We start from the raw sequence: 20,435 nt of genomic DNA, 5'->3' as shown, positions 1-20,435 counted from the left end.
TACTTTTTCAGGGCTTAAAATGACCTCTATCGATTGGGCTATTGTTGCCATTCTTGTTGTATCGTCACTGATCAGTATTAAACGGGGTTTCGCACGAGAAGCGATGTCTTTAGCCACTTGGCTTGCCGCACTGATCATTGCGCGCCTGTATAGCGATAACCTAGCGTCTCTGTTTTCTGGTTTGCTTTCTAGCGAAACCAATCGCTATACCCTGTCTTTTATTATTTTATTTATTGCCGCCTTGGTTGTCGGTGCATTAGTTAACCATCTGTTGTCAGAGTTTATTCGTATTACCGGACTTTCAGGAACCGATCGTGTGTTAGGCACCGTGTTTGGTTTGCTCAGAGGTATTGTGCTGGTGGTTGCGGTACTGGCTGTCGGTCGGCTGTTTGCTATTGAGCAATTTTGGCAAGATTCCGTATTAATTCCATATTTCGAGCCAGTCATTCGCTGGGTCGGAGAACATTTATATAGAGCATCCGATGCCATCCTTTCGGTTGGTGGTGAATAATCTGTCGGTTAGTGGAGAGTAAAGTATGTGTGGTGTAGTGGGTATTGTCGGGCAGTCTCCAGTTAATCAGCTCTTGTACGATGCATTAACCGTGTTGCAGCATCGCGGCCAAGACGCTGCCGGTATTGTTACCGAAGCGGATGGCAAATTTTATCTGCGTAAAAGCAATGGTTTGGTGAACGATGTGTTCCAGAGTCGCCACATGCAATCGCTGATCGGTAATGCCGGTGTGGGTCATGTCCGTTACCCAACGGCAGGTTCCAGCAGTACCGCGCAAAGTCAGCCTTTTTATGTTAACTCACCGTACGGCATTGTGCTGGCGCATAACGGTAACCTGACTAATTCTGACGAACTCAGCAAGGCGGTATTCCAAGCTGATTTACGCCACATTAACACCACTTCGGACTCTGAAGTGCTGCTCAACGTGTTTGCACACGAGCTGCAAATTCAAAACAAATTAAAACCATTACCAGAAGATATGTTTGCCGCAGTGCAGGGCGTTCATCGCCGCTGTAAAGGTGCTTATGGTGTTGTTGCCATGATCAGCGGTTTGGGCATGCTGGCGTTTCGTGACCCTAATGGTATTCGTCCGTTGGTGTACGGTAAGCGCGTTGCCGAAAACGGTAAAACCGAATACATGGTTGCCTCCGAAAGTGTTGCATTAGACAGCATCGGCTTTGAATTGGTTGACGATGTCGCACCAGGCGAAGCTATTTATATCGATGCCGAAGGCGAGCTTCATGTGCAGCAATGCGCCACAGAGGTGAAAAAGTCGCCCTGTATTTTCGAATTTGTTTATTTTGCCCGTCCTGATTCCATCATCGATGGCATTTCTGTTTACAAAGCCCGTTTGCGTATGGGCGATGCTCTGGCTAAGCGTATTTTGGCAGAGCGACCGGATCACGATATCGACGTAGTCATTCCAATCCCTGATACCAGCCGAACATCGGCATTGCAGTTGGCGAATAAATTAAACGTCACCTACCGCGAAGGCTTTATTAAGAACCGTTACATTGGCCGAACCTTTATTATGCCAGGCCAAAAACAGCGTAAAAAATCGGTACGTCAAAAGCTCAATGCCATCGATTTAGAATTCAAAGGCAAAACGGTTTTATTGGTCGACGACTCCATTGTGCGTGGCACCACCTGTAACGAAATTATCGAAATGGCACGCGATGCCGGAGCCAAAAAAGTTTACTTTGCCTCAGCCGCACCAGAAGTGAAATTCCCTAACGTTTACGGCATTGATATGCCAGCGGCAAAAGAGCTTATTGCTCATGGCCGTACCAATGAAGAGATTTGCAAATCGATCGGTGCAGACTGGTTGGTGTATCAAGCGCTGGACGATTTAATCGAAGCGACGCAAACCAAAAAGTCGGACGTGCATGAGTTTGATTGCTCAGTATTTAATGGCTGCTACATTACCGGCGATATCGACCAACTCTATTTAGACGAGCTGGAAAATAGCCGTAGCGACGATAAAAAGAACCAGACTGAAGCGCGAGACTCTTCGTTAGTGGAAATCCATAACGAAGAAGCTTAGTGAATAAGCTCAGTACGGCGCAAAAAAGCTAAAACAAAAAGCGGAAAGCAGGGGGGCGACGATGAAGGTCTACGACTGTTGCGAGTTAGTTAGGATGCACTATGCGCAAATTGGCAGTGGCGATCAGGCCTATGTGCCGAAAGCCATCCAGTGTGCGTTAACAGCGCTGAATGACATAGCCGCAGATGAAGCGTTACCAAAACAGACGCGTGAGTCTGCCGCCTTTGCCGCCGCGAATTTATTGATTTCAGATTTAGAGGACAGCTAGTTGAACCTAGATAATTTTGAAACCATGGATCCAGCCATGCTGCTGAGCATTGTTAACCTTAAGCTGAGAAACGACTTTGACGGCAAGCTCGATGAGCTAGCTAAAAGCTTTGATATCGACCAGCAAAAACTAGAAGCCAAACTCGCCAGCGCAGGCTTTGAGTTTATGGCCGAAATAGGCCAGTTCCGCTAATTAGCTCCTTTTTATACCTAGCAGGCTGCGCCTTCTGTTCGCGCCAGCAGGCGAATCGGTTTTATCAATCGCCATTGTGGCTGCTTTATGTAAATCGTTTCTGGTATATGGCTCCTGATTGATAGCCCGTGATAGATAGCTCCTGATAGATAGCCCGTGATAGATAGTTTTTCAAGCTCGGCATCGCTATAATCCGGCCACCTTTTCGTGACACCACCAAGAGAATTCTTTTAATGACTAAAATTCGTACGCGTATTGCTCCTTCACCAACAGGTGATCCACACGTCGGCACAGCCTATATCGCCTTGTTCAACAAGGTGTTTGCCGAAAGCCAAGGCGGCGAGTTTATTTTACGTATCGAAGATACCGATCAGGCTCGTTCAACTGCAGAATCTGAGCAAGCCATTTTAGATAGCCTTAACTGGCTGGGCTTAAACTGGGCAGAAGGCCCAGATGTCGGTGGTCCACATGGTCCTTACCGCCAGTCAGACCGAAAAGATATCTATCAAAAATACGTCAACCAACTGATCGATGACGGCCATGCCTTCCGTTGTTTTTGTAGCAACGAACGCTTGGATGAAGTGCGTGAACAGCAGCGCGCCAATGGTGAAGACATCGGCTACGACGGTCATTGCTTATCATTGAGCGAAGCAGATATTCAGCAAAAGCTGGATGCAGGCGAAGAGCATGTTGTGCGTATGAAAGTGCCGACCGAGGGCACTTGCGTCATTAAAGATGTATTGCGTGGCGATGTAGAGATCGACTGGAAACAGATCGACATGCAAGTACTGATGAAGTCCGACGGCTTGCCGACTTACCACCTTGCCAGTGTGGTGGACGATCACCTAATGGAAATTAGCCATATTTTACGTGGTGAAGAGTGGATTTCATCGACACCAAAACAGATTGCCCTGTACCAATACTTTGGCTGGACGCCACCGGTTTATGTGCATTTACCGCTGTTGCGTAATGCCGATAAATCGAAACTCAGCAAGCGTAAAAACCCAACCTCCATTACCTATTATCGTGAGCTGGGCATATTGCCAGAAGCCTTGGTTAACTTTTTAGGCATGATGGGTTGGACCATGCCAGAAGGCGAAGAAGTGTTCTCGGTTGCCGATATGGCCAAAGCATTTGACGTGAATCGTATTTCACTCGGTGGCCCAGTGTTCGACCTTGAAAAGCTGAACTGGCTAAACGGTAAATACCTACGTGAAATGCATACGCCAGAACAGCTGTTACAGCGTTTGCTCGACTGGAAATTTAATGCTGAATTTGTCACTCAATTGATGCCATTGGCGCAAACGCGTGCCGAAACTTTGGGTGATATTGCAGGCTTGTTAGGCTTCTTCTTCCAAGGTAATCCAGAGATTAACGAAGAGAGCTTTGCGCCGGTTAAGTTAGAAGAAGACGAGCTTAAAAAAGCGCTGCAATTTGTCTTGTGGCGTTTAGAAGCGCAGCGTCATTGGTCTAAAGACAACATCTTTGCCGATATCAAAGCCGTTGCTGATGGCACAGGTATTAAATTGCGCGACCTGAATACGCCGATCTTTATCGCCATTACTGGCAGCACAGCCTCGGTTTCGGTGATGGATGCGATGGCGATTTTAGGCCCAGATATGACGCGCGGTCGCTTGCGTCATGCGCTCACAGTGTTAGGCGGTATCGGTAAGAAGAAACTGAAATCGCTGGAAAAAGAATTCCGTCAGCTGGGCGCTGAGGCTTAATTTAGATCAGGCTGAGAGTGGTTTCGATCAGACTAAAAATCAGTTCAAACCACTTAAGCTAAGCCTTTGAATTTTATAAAGAAATATTGCCAAAGTTATTGACACAACAGAGCAGGCTGATTAATATGCCTGCCACCTGTTAAGGGGCTATAGCTCAGCTGGGAGAGCGCCTGCATGGCATGCAGGAGGTCTGCGGTTCGATCCCGCATAGCTCCACCAAATTTTTTATTTTTAGTAAGCTCTTTATTTTTAATAAGTCCTTGCTTGTTAAAAATAAACAAAAGCTCGCATTATGCGGGCTTTTTTGTTTTTGGCGGTTCTAAAATCTGTTTACAGCTAAAACCTTGGCTTAACACGGCATCCCTGAGTGAAAGATATTTATTCGTAAAAATCCGATGGTATACTGCGCCAACTCCGAAGAAGGTGCTCCAATGCCGAATCCGCTCTATCAAAAAGATATCGTTTCCATTCGTGACCTCAACCAAACCGAGTTGGAATTGATTATCCAGCTAGCCTCTATTATTAAAGCCCAACCCGTTTCTCCCTATTTAAGCAATAAAGTCATTGCCAGTTGTTTTTTTGAAGCCTCAACCCGAACCCGTTTATCATTCGAAACCGCAGTGCAGCGTTTGCAAGGCAGTTTGATCGGCTTTTCTGACAGTGCTAATACTTCAACCCAAAAGGGTGAAACACTCACCGACAGCATTAACATGATCTCCTCTTATGCCGATGCCATCATTATGCGGCACCCAAAAGAGGGCGCAGCGCGCTTAGCAGCCGAAGTCGCAACGGTGCCGGTGATTAATGGCGGTGACGGCGCAAACCAGCACCCGAGCCAAACATTGCTGGATCTGTTTTCTATTGCCGAATGCCAAGGCCGCTTGACCGACTTAAAAGTCGCCTTTGTGGGCGACCTTAAATATGGCCGCACCGTGCATTCATTGGCGCAAGCCTTGTCGTTATTTAACCCAACCTTTTATTTTATCGCGCCGGAAGCGTTAAAAATGCCAAGCTACTTAGAGCAGGATCTGGCTGAAAAAGGTATCTCTTATCAATACTTAAGCAGTTTGGAAGAGGGCGTTGAGCAGGTTGATATTCTTTATATGACGCGTGTGCAAAAAGAACGCTTTGACCCAACCGAATACATGCACATTGCCTCCAAGTACATTCTCACCAAAGCCATGCTCAAAGGTGCTAAGCCCAATATGCGCGTACTGCACCCATTGCCGCGCGTTGATGAAATCCACCCCGATGTTGACTCCTCCGAGCATGCCTATTATTTCCAGCAAGCCGAAAACGGTGTTTATGCCCGCCAAGCGCTGTTGGCATTGGTGATGAACGAACACATTAAGGAGCTCGACAATGCGTGAAACCATGGCCGTTGAAGCCATTCTTAAAGGCACCGTGATCGATCACGTTCCAACCGGGCAAGGCTTAAATATTTTATCGCTGATCCAAAAGCGAGACCCGCAAGCGCAAATTACCGTCGGCTTAAACCTGCCTTCTAAAGGCAATGGCAAAAAAGACATTATCAAGGTTGAAGGTTGGTTGTTCTCGCAGCATGACGCTGGTGAAATGGCGCTTTATGCCCCAACGGCGACCGTCAACGTGATCGACAACTACGCCGTGGTGAAGAAGTTTAAAATAGAATTGCCAGACCAGTTTGTTGGCCTGTTTGCTTGCCCAAACAGCAATTGTATTTCGCATACCGAGCCAGTGGCGAGCCGTTTTTCGGTATCGCAGACTCACAATGCCGAAGCGAACACCCATAAGGTGCGCTTGCAGTGCCATTTTTGCGAACGTACTTTTTCCGACAGTTTATTTAAGTAACTGTCTATTTAACTAGCTGTCTATTTAAGAGCGATCTATTTGGCTGGCAGGCTATTTAAAAGCTGCACTGCTAGTAAATAGACCAGAATAATGAAAACTGGGTGTGAATTTCTGATAAAACCTAGTTAGATCAGTTGCTTATTTCATTTCCTACCTTATAGTGAAGGCCTTTTTGGTCTACCGATTTACGGGAGTATAAACGGTTCATGGATACCTTGAACAAGCTGCACGAAGACGCACTTGCAGCTGTAAAAGATGCCAGCAATGCGCAAGTCTTAGATGAAATTCGAGTTCAATTTTTAGGCAAAAAGGGCGAAATTACCGCTCAGCTTAAATCTTTAGGTCAGCTTTCGGCAGAAGAACGCCCAGCAGCCGGTGCTCGTATCAACGAAGTAAAAGAAGCCGTCGCCGAAGCGATTAATGCACGTAAAACCGCATTAGAAGAAAACGCACTGGCAGAGAAGCTTTCTGCAGAGCAGATCGATGTCACCGCTCCGGGTCGTCGCCAAGAGGCTGGTGGTTTGCATCCGATCACCATGACATTGCGCCGCATGGAATCGTTTTTCACCAACATTGGTTTCAGCATCGAAACCGGCCCAGAGATCGAAGACGACTACCATAACTTCGAAGCGTTGAATATTCCGTCGCATCACCCAGCACGAGCGATGCACGATACTTTCTATTTCGACGCTAATACATTGTTGCGCACCCACACTTCAACCGTTCAGGTACGTACTATGGAGCGCGCCAAGCCGCCGTTCCGTATGATCTGCCCTGGCCGTGTTTACCGTTGCGACTCCGACCAGACGCACAGTCCAATGTTCCACCAAATGGAAGGCATGTTGGTTGACGAGCAAGTCAGCTTTTCTGACTTAAAAGGCACCATCGTTGGTTTCTTGAAGGCCTATTTTGAAACAGAAGATCTAGAAGTTCGTTTCCGTCCTTCTTACTTCCCGTTCACCGAACCTTCGGCAGAATTTGACGTACGCTGGGTTAAAAACGGCGAAGAATCTAAATGGCTAGAGCTTGGCGGTTGCGGCATGGTGCACCCAAAAGTACTCAGCGCTTCGGGCATTGACCCAGAAAAATACCAAGGCTTTGCCTTCGGTATGGGTGTTGAACGCATGGCGATGATTCGCTACGGCGTTAACGACCTGCGGTTGTTCTTCGGCAACGACCTTAAATTCTTACGTCAATTCAACTGATTCAGTAATAGGAAAGAGTTCATGAAAATCAGCGAAAAGTGGCTGCGTACTTGGGTTAACCCAGCGATTTCTGCCCAAGAACTAATGGATCAGGTCACCATGGCCGGTTTAGAAGTTGATGGTTTCGAGCCGGTTGCCGAAGCCTTCTCTGGTGTTGTGATTGGCGAAATTACCGCCTGCGAACAACACCCAAATGCCGACAAACTGCGTGTTTGTCAGGTAACTAACGGTACCGATAGCCAGCAGGTTGTTTGTGGTGCGCCTAACGCACGTGCTGGCCTAAAGGTCGCCTTTGCAGAAGTCGGTGCGGTATTGCCGGGCGACTTCAAAATCAAAAAAGCCAAATTGCGCGACGCCGAAAGCTTCGGCATGTTGTGCAGCGAAAAAGAACTGGGCTTGTCCGAAAGCCACGACGGCATTATGGAATTAGCAGCGGACGCACCTGTGGGCACGTCACTGCGCGATTACCTAGACCTAGACGACATCGCCATCGATATCGATTTAACCCCTAACCGTGCCGACTGCTTCAGTGTGCGTGGTATTGCCCGTGAAGTGAGCGTGCTTAATAACGAGTCGCTGACAGAAGTTGCAGCGCCAGCGGTAGAAGTCAGCCATAACGATACTTTCCCTGTCGAAATTACCGATGGTGTTGGTTGCCCACGTTACATTGGCCGCGTGTTTAACGATGTTGATGTGACTGTGCCAACGCCGATTTGGATGGTTGAGCGTTTACGCCGTGCCGGTGTGCGTTCTATCGACCCGGTTGTTGATATCACCAACTACGTGATGTTGGAGCTTGGTCAGCCATTGCACGGCTTCGACCTAGACAGCCTGAACGAAAAAATCACCGTGCGTAAAGCGCAGAAAGGCGAAAAGCTAACCCTGCTCGACGGCCAAGAACTGGAGCTAGATTCTTCAGAACTATTAATTGCCGACGCCTCAGGCCCATTAGCCTTAGCGGGCATTATGGGCGGTAAAGATTCTGGTGTCAGCGAATCCACCAAGCGTGTCTTTTTAGAATGTGCCTTCTTTGCGCCGATCGAAATTGCCGGTAAAGCCCGTGCCAAAGGTTTGCACACCGACGCCAGCCACCGTTATGAGCGCGGTGTTGACTTCCAATTGCAAGAAATGGCAGTAGAACGCGCCAGTGCCCTGTTAATTGAAATTTGTGGTGCCAAAGCAGGCCCAGCCGTTTTAACCGAACATGCCGAAACGGTACCGGTTTGCGCCGAAATTGAACTCAACAGCAGCGTTGTCACCAGCATGTTAGGTGTTGAGATCGACGATGCTCGCATTGAACAAATTCTTGTTGGCCTAGGCTTCACTGTTTTGCAAAGCAGCGCTGGTTACTGGAAAGTGAAAGCGCCAAGCTGGCGTTTCGATATGGCCATTCAAGCCGACCTTGTCGAAGAGTTAGCGCGTATTTACGGCTACAACAACTTGCCGATTACTGCACCAACAGCCGAACTAAAACCGCAAGGTACGCCAGAGCAACAAACGCCGTTGGCGGTATTGGCTGACCGATTGGTCTCGCTCGGTTACCAAGAAGCGGTAACCTACAGCTTTGTAGAGCCGAGCATTCAGCAGCAGATGTTCCCGAACGAATCGTCTGCCCAATTGGCAAACCCGATTTCTGCTGATATGTCAGTCATGCGTGTTTCGTTGTGGCCAGGTCTATTAAAGGCACTGCAGCACAACCTTAACCGCCAGCAAGATCACGTGCGTCTGTTCGAAAGCGGCTTACGCTTCCGCCAAGAAGAAAAAGGCCTAGAGCAGGTTGCTATGATTTCTGGTGTGGTAACCGGTTCTCGTTTAGCCAAAGGCTGGTACGAGCAGGGCGAATCGGTCGATTTTTACGACGTAAAAGGCGATCTAGAGCAACTGCTTAACTGCATTCACGGTGTCGAATTCGACTTCTTGCCGGGTAAACACAGCGCCTTACACCCAGGCCAATGTGCGCGTATTGAGCGCGATGGCAAGTTGGTTGGCTATTTGGGTGCGCTGCATCCAAACTTTGCTAAACTCTTTGGAATCAAGCAGAGCGTTTACCTGTTCGAATTACGCCTAGACCGCATCCAGCATGCCGAATTGCCAAAATTCAGCCCGCTGTCTAAGCATCCTTCTACCTCGCGAGACTTAGCCGTGGTGGTCGATGAAGATGTATCGGTCAGTGGTGTTGTCGACTCGGTCAAAGAAATGGCCGGTGATGATCTGGTATCGTTGAACCTGTTTGACATCTATCGTGGCAAAGGTATTGATTCTAAACGAAAAAGTCTCGCCTTCGGCTTGACGTGGCAGAATCCTTCGCGCACTCTTACTGATGATGAAGTTAACCAGTTTATGGATTCGATCATTAACACTCTTCAAACCCGTTTCGATGCGAGCTTGAGGGGGTAAGGAGCTCAGCGTGGCCCTAACTAAAGCAGAAATGGCAGACCGTTTGTACGAGGAACTTGGCCTTAACAAACGCGAAGCAAAAGAAATGGTCGAGATTTTCTTTGAAGAAATTCGTGAAAGTCTCGTACATAACGAACAGGTAAAGCTTTCAGGCTTTGGCAATTTCGACCTTAGAGATAAGCGTCAGCGCCCAGGCCGTAACCCGAAAACGGGGGAAGAAATACCCATTTCTGCCCGCCGAGTCGTCACCTTTAGACCCGGCCAAAAACTTAAGGTAACGGTTGAGAACTATGCTGGAACCGAGCCAGAATAACGAACTTCCGGTTATACCGGGCAAACGCTATTTCACCATTGGTGAAGTCAGCGAACTCTGCGCGGTTAAGCCGCACGTATTGCGCTATTGGGAACAAGAGTTTCCACAGCTCAGTCCGGTAAAACGCCGCGGTAATCGCCGTTACTATCAACGTGACGACGTCGTGCTGATTCGCCAAATTCGCCATCTACTTTATGAAGATGGCTTTACCATTGGCGGCGCTCGGCAAAAGCTTTCAGAACCCGAAAACGCCGAACACCTACAGCACCAGCATCAATCGCTGATTCGCGAAATGATCGAAGAGCTAGAAACCGTACTACAGCTGCTAAAAGTCTCAGGATAAATTCTTTTACATTTCAATATCTTAGCTTACAATAGCAAACCTAGTCGGGCATTAGCGCAGTCTGGTAGCGCATCGTCATGGGGTGGCGAGGGTCAGAGGTTCAAATCCTCTATGCCCGACCAATCAATTCTAAAAGCAGCTTATAAGGCTGCTTTTTTTGTGCCTGTGTTTTATAGAAAACTCGTTGTAATTCTTACGCCTAAGTCACTTATGTGAACTTGTATAGTTGAAATCAGGAAAAATATAAACTACCTGCTAATCAATTTGACTTGTATTTTCTCGCTCGATAGATTGGAGTGGTATGCATTAGAAAGTGACTTTTAGAATAAAAGTGAGAATTTATGGCTAGTTCAACAAACTCAATGCAATTGATGAGTTTTATACAAGGCGTGATGGAAAGAAAGGGAATTGCTAAGCCATCATCACGACAGCCGCTTTTTCAGTATCATGTTACTTCAGAAGAGTATCAAGAGTTAAAGATGCTTATTCGTGATCTAGGTAAACCCGAATATCCAAGGAAAAACAAAGTTTGGTGTGCGGCTTTTTGTTTGTTTTCTGCGGAATGGTACCGAAGAGAGTACCTAATAGGCTGGAGTTGGGATGGCATTTGGACAACTCTTGGTTTTGAGTTAGATGCAAACGAGCGGGGAGATGTTGTTTACAAAGGATTAACCGAGTTCTGGAAAAGACCAGTTTCAACCTACCAAGGGGATCGTAAAAGCTACTTGGGTTCTTTGTTTAGTGAAGGTGGTTTGCCGTTCGCGCTAATTTCTCAAGAAGATAGTCGAATCGTTAACATCTTAAAGCGTATTCTGCGTTCCTATGATGATATGAAATCGTTAGGCAGTGGCACTTACGATTTTATTCGACATGAATTGAGTGTGCTTCCAGAAGCATTTCAAAAGGAAACGACAGTTGAACTGGTTTCGCGAATGGTCGAATTGATTCTGCATCTAACTGATAAGCATGAGTTCGATGAGAACATGAATATTGTAGAGGTCTTAGATGAGCAAGGGCCTGAGTGGAGAAAGCAATTCCCAATACCAATGGAAACTAAAACTGGGTCGGATTTAATTAGCAGTTTGTTTAAATCTGCATCAATACAAAGAAAGGAACGAGTTGAAAAAAAATCTCGAATCTTTATTGAACAAAGACTTAGTAATATTACAGATGATCTCGCTTTTATTGTGAAAATAAAACTCGCGAAAGAGTTTGATTTTAAAACCCCTACAGAAAAATTAACAGGGGCACGTGTCGAAGCCTTTCTTCAAGAAGGGAGTTCGATTTTGGATGAGGTGACGGTCGGCCAAATCCAAACAAATCCTGATGAACAGACTACCCGTGTTTATCTTCGTAAGCCCGGTGGTGAGTATCGGAGAAACAGGCCTGAAGAATCTCTATTCTTAGTCTTCGCTCAAGCGGGTAAGCAGATTTACCGCGAGGAAATTCCAGGTTCCGATCTTCAGATAGGAAACATTCCTATCGTCATAAAGCATAAGAATGATCAACGAATCGTAATTGGTACAGGGAGCGTTAGTCATCGCTCAGAAAAATTGGGCGTACTTTTACCTAAGGATGCTTCAGTAGATGCATCTAATACAAATGTTTTTGATGTGCAACCAGTTTCAGGTATGGAGAATTTAGAGTTTAACGGCGACCTTAGGGTTACTTTGAATAGGGACGAACACTCTGATATTTATGTCATTTCCACGAAGGCTAATACAAGTGATTTAGAGTCTGTTTTAATTGAAGGTAGAACGCTGGATTTTCTATCGAAAGAAGGTCAGCCAATATACTTAGGGGTGCCTAGGTTGAAGTGCTCTAATTTTAGCGCTCAAACCTGGATCGGCAAAGAGCTTGCCGAACACATAACTTCAGCAAGTTGTTATGGCAAACAGTCAGTTAAACTTAAAGATTCTCAAGGGGTTACTCTTTATTACAAAAAACTAAATATACTTCCGGATGACATAAAAATTAATCTGATTCAAGGAAGCTCTGCTAGATCTGGGGCTGTTGAGGTACTTAGTTCTAGGTCCCTATTATCTAGTATTAAGTGTGATGGTATAAACATTAGGACTATTAGACTTAAAAATGGCCGAAGGTTTGAATTGGAAGCTGAAGGAAAACCACCGTCTGAAATGAGGATGTTTTTACAGGCTAACCTCGAATCGTTGCCTATTGAGGTGCTTGTACCTTTTCCATCTCAGGGGGCATTAGCTTTTGCTGCAGATGGGTCGGATTTACCAAAAGCGCTGACAGTCGATGAGCTTTTGGGTAGTCGAGTTGTGTTTTACCCTGCGACTTTTGGAAAGGCAAACTATGCGATATCTATTCGTGGTTCTAAGTTCCAATCCAGTTTCGTTGCGTCATGGAGGTATCGAGTAAGTAAGTTGCCCGTGGAAGTGAAACTTTACGATTTGAGGAATCACATCACAGAAATACTGGCGGCTACCGGTGACTTGGATGCCAAGGTGTCAATCGAAATATCAGGAGATTGTAGGACGCGTCAATACAGCGTTGGAAACTATTCAGCACTCTTAGAAAGAAACGAGAAAGTGATTGAGGTTAGTCAATCGTTTGGTTCTGGTAAGTTAGCTAAGCCGGTCCTTATCGATCTCGCTGATCCCCTTGCAAAGCCAAAAGTATTACGTAGTCGACTCAGTGAAGGTGTTGAGACCGGAATCTATGAATTAGATAGGCCTTTTGATACCCCGAGCTTGATTGTTCCTTCGAAAAATTCGGAGGTGAAGTTTAGAGCAGGTTTTATTCCTGGAACTCGACAATTCGCTAACGATTCAGTTAATACTTTAAATAAAGCAGTGTCGGTTTTTCAGCCGGAAGTAAACAAGCATGTCATATCGAGTGTTTTACTGGCAATGTCTCGTGATTTTAATCACGCAAGCTGGACGTTTATTTCCGATCTCTATGACTCATATTCGTATTTGCCTCTTTCTACTTTTGAAGTATGGAAGTCAGCAGTGAAACACGATGATGTTTTAGCTTCCATAGTATTTCGTTTGGAAGAGCCTTTGGATTTAATGCAGGCCTTACAAGAGCAGTTCAATGTAAGTTGGGATTTGATATCCCTGAAAGCTTGGAATGATGCCAGCCAAAACTATAAATCTTTTTTCCTAGAAAAAGGATTGCCAGATAGTGTGGTAGATTCTTTAGTTACAACAAAGATAAAGAAAATTTCTGCTTTTAGCCCTCTATTGACAGCAGGGTTCATTACTCCAGAGGAAGGCGCAGCAGCCAAGACTAGAATCACCCAATTATTGTATACTCACATGATTTCAGAGTGCTTCCAAGACTTACTTCGGCATTCCTCTGACGTGGAACGCTGGCCCTCTTCGTATGGTATCGAGATCGAGCAGTTGGTGTTTTCAAAACTGACATTTCTGAAAGGTCTCAATAAACCATCTGGTTACCAAAAGGCCGTAACTTATGCTCCGTTTTTATCTGCGCTGATTGTAACAGGGCATATGACTCTCAAAGAATTATTTGGTTTAGAAGATAGCCCTAGTGATTACTTCCAGTTTAAACAATTAATTGAATTCGATCGTCAATGGTTTGAGGCTTCATACCTTCCTACTGTTGGCTTGCTTGTAAGTGGAGAAACGAAATGAAGCCGTTTTTTATAGATTTGAAGGAACAAGCTAACCAGAGAGCTAAAGAATCGACTTTAAGTGTTCTGGGCATTAGTAATCCTGGATTAAGAAAGCATTTGGCAGAACAGTTTGATGGGGCTGACCCTTTTTTAAATGGTCCAGTTTTGGAGCAAATGTTTGGCTGGGAGCAGTCAGAAACCATAGTGAGTGAATTAGCAGGGAGTACTTTATCGTCAGGTCTAATAGATGCGCTCGACTCGGATGATAATGGGCGTTATGCCTTCAAGAAGGAATGGAAGCCTTTTGAGCACCAGTTATCCAGTTGGAATACATTGCTCGACTCTAATCCTAAGTCTGCGGTGATCACCAGTGGTACAGGTTCTGGTAAAACGGAGTGTTTTATGGTGCCGGTATTAGAGGATTTATACCGGGAAAGCCAAACTGAAGGAGCTCTTACTGGCGTACGTGCACTCTTCTTGTACCCACTTAATGCTTTAATTAACTCCCAGAGAGAGCGATTAAATGCCTGGTCTAGCCACTTCAATGGTGATATCCGATTCTGTTTGTTTAATAGAAACACGCCTGATGATCTGAATGCACAACAAAAGCAGGTTCAAGCAAAGAACCCCCAGGAAGTTATGTCACGCAATCAATTGCGTGAGAACCCAGCATCAATTCTCGTAACAAATGGGACAATGCTTGAGTATATGCTTGTCAGGCAATCGGATGCACCAATAATCGAACAGTCTAAAGGTAAGCTTCGTTGGATTGTGCTGGATGAAGCGCATACCTATGTGGGTTCCCAAGCTGCTGAACTGGCACTTCAGCTTAAGCGGGTACTTCAAGCGTTTGAAGTGGAAGCCAAAAATGTGAGGTTCGTTGCTACTTCAGCAACGATCGCTGGAGAAGAAGCAGAGGAGCAATTGAAGCAATACCTGTCTGACTTGGCGGGGGTGTCGACAGATCAGATTGTTGTTATTGGAGGGCGTAGAGTTACTCCAAAGCTGGATAACCCTTTAGCCCAAGATCTTCCTTTATATGAAATTCTGAGTATTGAACCTGAAGGTGAAGATCCAGTTAGTAAAAAAGCTAAAGCAGATAAAGAGGTTTCGAACAAGCGATATAGCGCATTGGAAAGCTCATGTTTGGCCAGAGAGCTGAGGACCTTGTTAACCAAAGAAAATGGCCGACCTCAAACCACTGATGAAATTCTGCATGCGCTAAAGAAATACAAATTGACTGAGGCTGAGCTAGGCAGATGGCTTGATGTTTGTACAGCAACAAGAAAAACCAGCAATGGTGAAGCATTTTTAAAAATTCGTGCGCATTTTTTTCAACGTACAATGCAAGGCCTCTGGTCATGCATTGATACTAACTGTCCAGATAAAAAGAGCACTCCTTTATACGGTGAGTGGCCCTTCGGCATGGTTTATGGTCAAAACCGTTCTACCTGTACTTGTGGATTCCCTGTACTGGAAGTTTCATTCTGTCAGGAGTGTAATGAGCCTCATCTTATTGGGTTGTCAAAGCCTCAAGTGTCGAGCCCTCCTAAGTTGATGCAATGGACAGGAAAAGTTAATGACGAGTTCTCTCTCTTGGATGAAGGTGAAAAAGAGTTTGATGAAAGCAGGTCTGATCAACACCCTAAAGCTACGAGAGAACGATTAGAAGTTTTTTCATATTTGCCAAATGAAGAAACTGAATACTTGCCGACCAAAGTTAGCCGAAAGGGAATTGTTGGCAGTTCCGAACCCGATAGTATATTGCTAGCGCAGCTAGAAAGCGATGCTGAGCAGTGTAGATCGTGTGGTTTCAAAGGTCGTGGGCCACACGGAAAGCCATTTAGACGTGCTTTATTAGGCGCACCTTTCTATACCACTAACGCGATTCCAACTGTACTAGAGTATTGCCCCGATGCTGTAAAAGAGAAAAAGGATGATCCTGGTCCGAATATGCTTCCTGCTAGAGGCCGAAGACTAATAACTTTTACTGATAGTCGACAAGGCACTGCAAAGATGTCAATAAAAATGCAGCAAGAAGCAGAGCGTTCTAAATTGCGAGGATTGGTTTTTGAGCGTTTGCAAAGCATGATTGAAGAGAATGAGGCTGTTTCAGATGAATTATTTGAAAAAGTGAAAGATTATTCCTCTATGCCTTTAAATGTTTTAGAACCCTTGATGCCTGCTATTGAGAGTGCCTCACCTAAGCAGGCTAAGTACTTGCAAGAATATATTGAAGTTAAGAAAAGCGGTAGCACTGTCATTTCGCCATCTGTGATTACATGGGATGAATTAATTGATAGTTTGGTAAAAAGTAGAGACTTATCTGAGTCCATGCTCAATGAAAACAAACGACTTGCGCCTGAAGTATTTGGTAAAAATACAGGGAAAAATGACCTTGCTGCAATGTTATTGACTCGTGAGTTCGCAAGACGACCAAAACGGCAAAACAACTTAGAGACCCAGGGCTTAATTCAAATAGTTTATCCAGGAATCGACCAACTAGAGAGCGTTCCAGAACATTGGCTCGAATATGGGCTAGACCTGAATGATTGGAAGGACTACTTATACTTTTGCATGGACTTTTTTATAAGAGAAAACACTTTCGTCGATATAAATCGAGACTGGAAAAAGTGGATAGGAATGCTTTTTAGCTCGAAAACACTGATATCTCCAGATTCAAAAGATGATGAAGAAGTAAGAGTAAAGAAATGGCCTATGTATAAGAAAGGCAAGGGAGTTCAGAGAAGAATTGTAGAAATATTGATTCGGGCTACTGCGATAAATCCAGAAAACCCATCCGGCGAGGACTTAATAAATAGCTGGCTTCGTAATGCATGGAAAGTACTCGTTGATTCAAAGAATAAACTTTTAACAGCGTCTTCAGAAACAAGTCAATACAGTTTAAACCTTAATAATGTCAGTTTTTCATTACTCACATCAGGTTATGTGTGCCCGATAACTAACAAGATACTGAATAGGGCATTCAGAGGTTTTACACCTTACTTAGCGCGGAATAAATCAAACCAAGATTTAGAGTGCGAGAAGATAGTTCTACCCGATGTATGGAATATCAAAGCAGACGGTGAAGATCCCCTAACTGAAGTTTCTATTAAGAGGAAGTTAACTATTGAAAATACAGTTGTTCAGGGTCTTCGTGAAAGAAACCTGTGGACTGACATCAATGATAGAGCCGTCGAAGGAGGCTTCTATTATACAACGGCAGAACATTCAGCCCAGCAAGGAGCTAGTACTCTTAAACTTTATGAGAAACAGTTCAAGCTAGGTCGAAAGAATGTATTGAATTGCTCCACAACCATGGAGATGGGAGTTGATATTGGTGGGATATCAGCGGTAGTGATGAACAATGTTCCTCCGCATCCAGCGAATTTTCTCCAGCGCGCCGGTCGAGCTGGCCGATCTAAGGAAGCTAGAGCACTAAGTTATACAATTTGTAAATCGAACCCTCATGATTTGGGTGTATTTAACCAACCCACTTGGCCATTCGTAACAAGTATCCCAGCGCCTCATGTTGAGTTTAGCTCCGCGAAGCTTGTACAAAGGCACGTAAACTCTTATCTCTTGGGAACTTTTCTTACAACGCAAATAGAGGCTACCAAAAGTGAACGAATTAACTTGCAGCTTATATGGTTTTTCTTGCCTGAGGGTAGTCGTGACTCGTTTGCGAATGAGTTTAAGAACTGGGTAAAGTTTTTAAAGCCAAAATATCGAAATGGAATCAAGACAATTGTTACTGGTACTGCATTAACGGGAGCATCTTCAAACTCGTTGATTGAGAGTGCAATTAAAAAATTGAACGAAATACAAACACGATGGATAGAGGATTACGAGTATTTAGAAGAGCAACTAAAGATTGCGGAAGTTGAATCTCCTTATGCTTTTAAGCTAGAGAGTGAAAAACATCGTTTGTGCAGTGAATACCTACTTAAAGACCTTGCAACAAGAGGGTTTCTACCTGGATACGGTTTCCCCACGGATGTTGTAAACCTAGACATCGATAATGTTGCAGACTTTATCAGGCGACAAGAGAAAAAGAAGAATACCAATACACGTGAAGACAATGTATCTCGAAGTCGAGAGATGCCTTCTCGCAATCTAGCGATGGCGATAAGAGAGTATGCACCTGGAAGTGAAGTTGCCCTCGATGGTCGAGTTCACAGAGTCGCTGGTATTTCGTTAACTGGTGTCATGAGCGGGTTAAAAGACAATCAAAAATTCGACCTTGCTTGGCGTTGCCCCCATTGCGGACAAACTGGTTATGAAGATAGTGCTAACAAGAAGGATCAAGTTGACCTTTTCTGTACTAATGAGCACTGTGGTAAGAAGATCCCATCTAGTATTCATTTATCTTCAGGCGATATTGTTTGTCAAAAGAAGGTGCTACGGCCAGCAGGGTTTGCAGTTGATTTCTATGAAGAGCCTACTAATAACTTTCAGAATCAGTCATTCGTACCTGTTCAGCCAGCATGGGTGAGTGCAAGCACGTCTGCGATTACTTTACCTTACCGTGGAATGGGAACTATGAAGGTTGATAGCAACGGTTCAGTTTTCTATCATAGTTCTGGCCACAATGGTAACGGTTACGCTATATGTTTAGCTTGTGGAAAAGCTGAATCAATGACATCAATAGGTGAGTTTCCAAAAGCACTTACACCAGATGGTATTCACACTCCACCGAGGCCAACTAAGTTTGATAAAGGCGAGGACAATAAACTCTTAGAATGTTCGGGAAGTGCTAAATTAATGCCTGGAATACATTTGGGTGCACACACTGCAACTGATGTATTTGAGCTGGCGCTAATGAACCCCGCTACCGGTGAGCACATATCAGATGATGAAGCAGGTCGGATTATTGCAACGACTCTCGTTGTAGCTTTGAGAGCGGCGCTCACAAAACAACTCGGTATATCAAAAAACGAGATCAATTATAGTATTCGGCCTGCGATCGTTGAGGGAAGTAAAGAGGTTTTGGTGCTGCAGCTTTTTGATGCTGTTAGTGGTGGAGCAGGCTTTGCTACTTCGGCACCGTCTCACATTGAAGCAGTATTAAAGGGTATGGTAAATGAACTCCACTGTATCTCAAACTGTAACGACGCATGTTCTAAGTGTTTGTTAGAGGTTGATAGTAGACATGACGTAGACAAGCTCGATCGACATGCTGCACTTGATTGGCTAGGCGAAAACTTTACGCAATATATCAAATTAGACGAAAACCTCATTGGGCTTGTTCATGGTGCGGAATATTGCCCCCGACCACTTAGGTCTCAAATGACGGAGTGGCTAAACCAAGGAGTCTCTGAAGTTAAATTTATTCTATCGGAGAACGTAGATTCTTGGGATTTGTCACTTTCTATTGTGAAACCTTGGCTCTATGCATTTTTAGAGCGTGACGTTGACGTTTCATTCTTGTTACCAGAAACAGAATTTGGCGATGAGGTAAGAGAGTATTTATATCAATTGGAGCGAATTGGAGTTAAACATATCTCCTCGCAATATAAAGGCCATGTAGTATTCCAAGCCAAGACAAAAAAGGGGTGGAGATCGGCAGCAGTGCAGTCTGATGAACCAAGGATTTTAGGTTCTGAATGGTTGGAGACCAGAGAGCCTGTCGTTATTTCGAATTATGAAGATGAAATTGTTGGAAAGGTTATCTCTTTTGAGCCAGTTATAGAATTAGAAAAAACTGTAAAGATAAAGCCTCATAAGGAGCTAAATGGAAGATTAACAGGTTTTGGGGCGAGGCTGGTCGACAGCTTATGCCAAAAGTCTCCTGCTTTTAAAGCGTTACTAGATAATCAAACTGTTAAATCTATTTCTTATTCAGACCGATATCTTAAAAGTCCAGAAGTTGTGTTAATGCTCGCTGAGTTCGTTGGTGAGTTGGCGATAAATTCAGGAACTAACATTAACGTATCTACACACTTTTTAGATAAAGACTCTAAATGGTCTCCAACACGGCTTAGAAATAATTGGCGATGGGAGGAAGATTTTAAAAAGGTAGCTCAAATATGGATTAAATTAGAATCAAAAGGGCAAGTCGATTTTCATCTTCACTACAACACTCATGAACTCCCACATTTTCGAACCATGATCATCGAATTTGAATCAGGCGATAAAGCTGAAGTGATTTTTGATCAAGGTTTTGGCCATTGGTCCATTGATGGCCGTTTCGATTTTGATAATTCCTATGAAGAGCAGATTAAAGAGTTAGCTCGGATAAAGGATAGCTTGAAGGTTTATACAAGGTCAGATCACCCAACAGCGATCTATGTAAGTGTTTTAAACGTTTAAAGTTTTAAAATTAAAGTCGAGCTTCGGATATAATTAGGGGCATGACAGGTAAGGGAAATTGTCGGGGTGATGCTGTTATGGAATCCTTCTCTGCTCGATTTAAGGTAGGGTTGATCTACGCAAAAAAAACTACTAGTCGGTTGATGAAATTAGATTTAGTCTATTTGGTTATATTGACGTCTTTATA

13 protein-coding genes and 2 tRNA genes are annotated in these 20,435 nt (G+C 44.6%); all 15 read left to right on the top strand.

Annotated features, from left to right (window positions below; all coding sequences use genetic code 11):
• The first annotated feature begins 19 nt into the window (after positions 1-19).
• The 15 genes from FME95_RS03815 to FME95_RS03745 all read left to right on the top strand — a co-directional run bounded on the left by FME95_RS03815 (position 20) and on the right by FME95_RS03745 (position 20,248).
• Positions 20-511 (top strand): CvpA family protein, encoded by a 492-nt coding sequence (locus tag FME95_RS03815; RefSeq protein ID WP_147713095.1) that lies wholly within the window; start codon positions 20-22, stop codon positions 509-511.
• 25 nt (positions 512-536) lie between these two features.
• The gene (gene purF, locus FME95_RS03810) at positions 537-2,054 is read left to right on the top strand and encodes an amidophosphoribosyltransferase (RefSeq protein WP_147713094.1); all 1,518 of its coding nucleotides are present in this window, start codon (positions 537-539) and stop codon (positions 2,052-2,054) included.
• A 61-nt stretch (positions 2,055-2,115) separates the two neighbouring features.
• Positions 2,116-2,322, top strand: coding sequence for a YaeP family protein (locus FME95_RS03805; RefSeq protein WP_147713093.1), 207 nt, complete (start codon positions 2,116-2,118; stop codon positions 2,320-2,322).
• A complete protein-coding gene (locus tag FME95_RS03800; protein ID WP_147713092.1) occupies positions 2,323-2,514 on the top strand; it encodes a DUF4250 domain-containing protein in 192 nt (63 codons plus the stop codon).
• A gap of 233 nt (positions 2,515-2,747) precedes the next feature.
• Positions 2,748-4,241 (top strand): glutamate--tRNA ligase, encoded by a 1,494-nt coding sequence (gltX, locus tag FME95_RS03795; RefSeq protein WP_147713091.1) that lies wholly within the window; start codon positions 2,748-2,750, stop codon positions 4,239-4,241.
• A gap of 143 nt (positions 4,242-4,384) precedes the next feature.
• A tRNA-Ala gene (locus tag FME95_RS03790) sits at positions 4,385-4,460 on the top strand.
• A gap of 212 nt (positions 4,461-4,672) precedes the next feature.
• Positions 4,673-5,611 carry an aspartate carbamoyltransferase gene (gene pyrB / locus FME95_RS03785; RefSeq protein WP_147713090.1) on the top strand — a complete coding sequence of 313 codons (939 nt, stop codon included), beginning with the start codon at positions 4,673-4,675 and terminating at the stop codon, positions 5,609-5,611.
• A complete protein-coding gene (gene pyrI, locus FME95_RS03780; RefSeq protein WP_147713089.1) occupies positions 5,604-6,071 on the top strand; it encodes an aspartate carbamoyltransferase regulatory subunit in 468 nt (155 codons plus the stop codon). The genes pyrB and pyrI overlap by 8 nt, the downstream gene beginning before the upstream one ends.
• 206 nt (positions 6,072-6,277) lie before the next feature.
• Positions 6,278-7,276 carry a phenylalanine--tRNA ligase subunit alpha gene (gene pheS / locus FME95_RS03775; RefSeq protein ID WP_147713088.1) on the top strand — a complete coding sequence of 333 codons (999 nt, stop codon included), beginning with the start codon at positions 6,278-6,280 and terminating at the stop codon, positions 7,274-7,276.
• Between the two features lie 21 nt (positions 7,277-7,297).
• Complete coding sequence (gene pheT / locus FME95_RS03770; RefSeq protein ID WP_147713087.1) at positions 7,298-9,673, top strand: phenylalanine--tRNA ligase subunit beta; 2,376 nt, start codon at positions 7,298-7,300, stop codon at positions 9,671-9,673.
• 10 nt (positions 9,674-9,683) lie between these two features.
• The gene (gene ihfA / locus FME95_RS03765) at positions 9,684-9,986 is read left to right on the top strand and encodes an integration host factor subunit alpha (RefSeq protein ID WP_132701431.1); all 303 of its coding nucleotides are present in this window, start codon (positions 9,684-9,686) and stop codon (positions 9,984-9,986) included.
• Positions 9,964-10,329: a MerR family transcriptional regulator gene (locus FME95_RS03760; RefSeq protein WP_147713086.1), complete on the top strand. Its 366-nt coding sequence runs from the start codon at positions 9,964-9,966 to the stop codon at positions 10,327-10,329. The genes ihfA and FME95_RS03760 overlap by 23 nt, the downstream gene beginning before the upstream one ends.
• A 45-nt stretch (positions 10,330-10,374) precedes the next feature.
• Positions 10,375-10,451, top strand: a tRNA-Pro gene (locus FME95_RS03755).
• Between the two features lie 219 nt (positions 10,452-10,670).
• On the top strand, positions 10,671-13,955 hold the full coding sequence (locus FME95_RS03750; protein ID WP_147713085.1) for an STY4851/ECs_5259 family protein: 3,285 nt from the start codon (positions 10,671-10,673) through the stop codon (positions 13,953-13,955).
• On the top strand, positions 13,952-20,248 hold the full coding sequence (locus tag FME95_RS03745) for a DEAD/DEAH box helicase (protein WP_147713084.1): 6,297 nt from the start codon (positions 13,952-13,954) through the stop codon (positions 20,246-20,248). Before FME95_RS03750 ends, FME95_RS03745 begins: the two co-directional genes overlap by 4 nt.
• The last annotated feature ends 187 nt before the right edge of the window (positions 20,249-20,435 follow it).

This window comes from Reinekea thalattae (assembly GCF_008041945.1).
In the GTDB taxonomy this organism is placed as follows: Bacteria; Pseudomonadota; Gammaproteobacteria; order Pseudomonadales; family Natronospirillaceae; genus Reinekea; species Reinekea thalattae.
Note: the sequence above shows the minus strand (reverse complement) of the source record. Positions and strands in the feature narration are given on the sequence as shown.

Excerpts from the sequence above, each read along its gene's own strand:
- FME95_RS03805 (WP_147713093.1), top strand. The coding sequence starts at position 2,116 with ATGAAGGTCTACGACTGTTGCGAGTTAGTTAGGATGCACTATGCGCAA.
- purF (WP_147713094.1), top strand. The coding sequence starts at position 537 with ATGTGTGGTGTAGTGGGTATTGTCGGGCAGTCTCCAGTTAATCAGCTC.
- gltX (WP_147713091.1), top strand. The coding sequence starts at position 2,748 with ATGACTAAAATTCGTACGCGTATTGCTCCTTCACCAACAGGTGATCCA.
- pyrB (WP_147713090.1), top strand. The coding sequence starts at position 4,673 with ATGCCGAATCCGCTCTATCAAAAAGATATCGTTTCCATTCGTGACCTC.
- FME95_RS03815 (WP_147713095.1), top strand. The coding sequence starts at position 20 with ATGACCTCTATCGATTGGGCTATTGTTGCCATTCTTGTTGTATCGTCA.
- FME95_RS03750 (WP_147713085.1), top strand. The coding sequence starts at position 10,671 with ATGGCTAGTTCAACAAACTCAATGCAATTGATGAGTTTTATACAAGGC.
- FME95_RS03745 (WP_147713084.1), top strand. The coding sequence starts at position 13,952 with ATGAAGCCGTTTTTTATAGATTTGAAGGAACAAGCTAACCAGAGAGCT.
- pyrI (WP_147713089.1), top strand. The coding sequence starts at position 5,604 with ATGCGTGAAACCATGGCCGTTGAAGCCATTCTTAAAGGCACCGTGATC.
- pheT (WP_147713087.1), top strand. The coding sequence starts at position 7,298 with ATGAAAATCAGCGAAAAGTGGCTGCGTACTTGGGTTAACCCAGCGATT.
- FME95_RS03760 (WP_147713086.1), top strand. The coding sequence starts at position 9,964 with ATGCTGGAACCGAGCCAGAATAACGAACTTCCGGTTATACCGGGCAAA.
- pheS (WP_147713088.1), top strand. The coding sequence starts at position 6,278 with ATGGATACCTTGAACAAGCTGCACGAAGACGCACTTGCAGCTGTAAAA.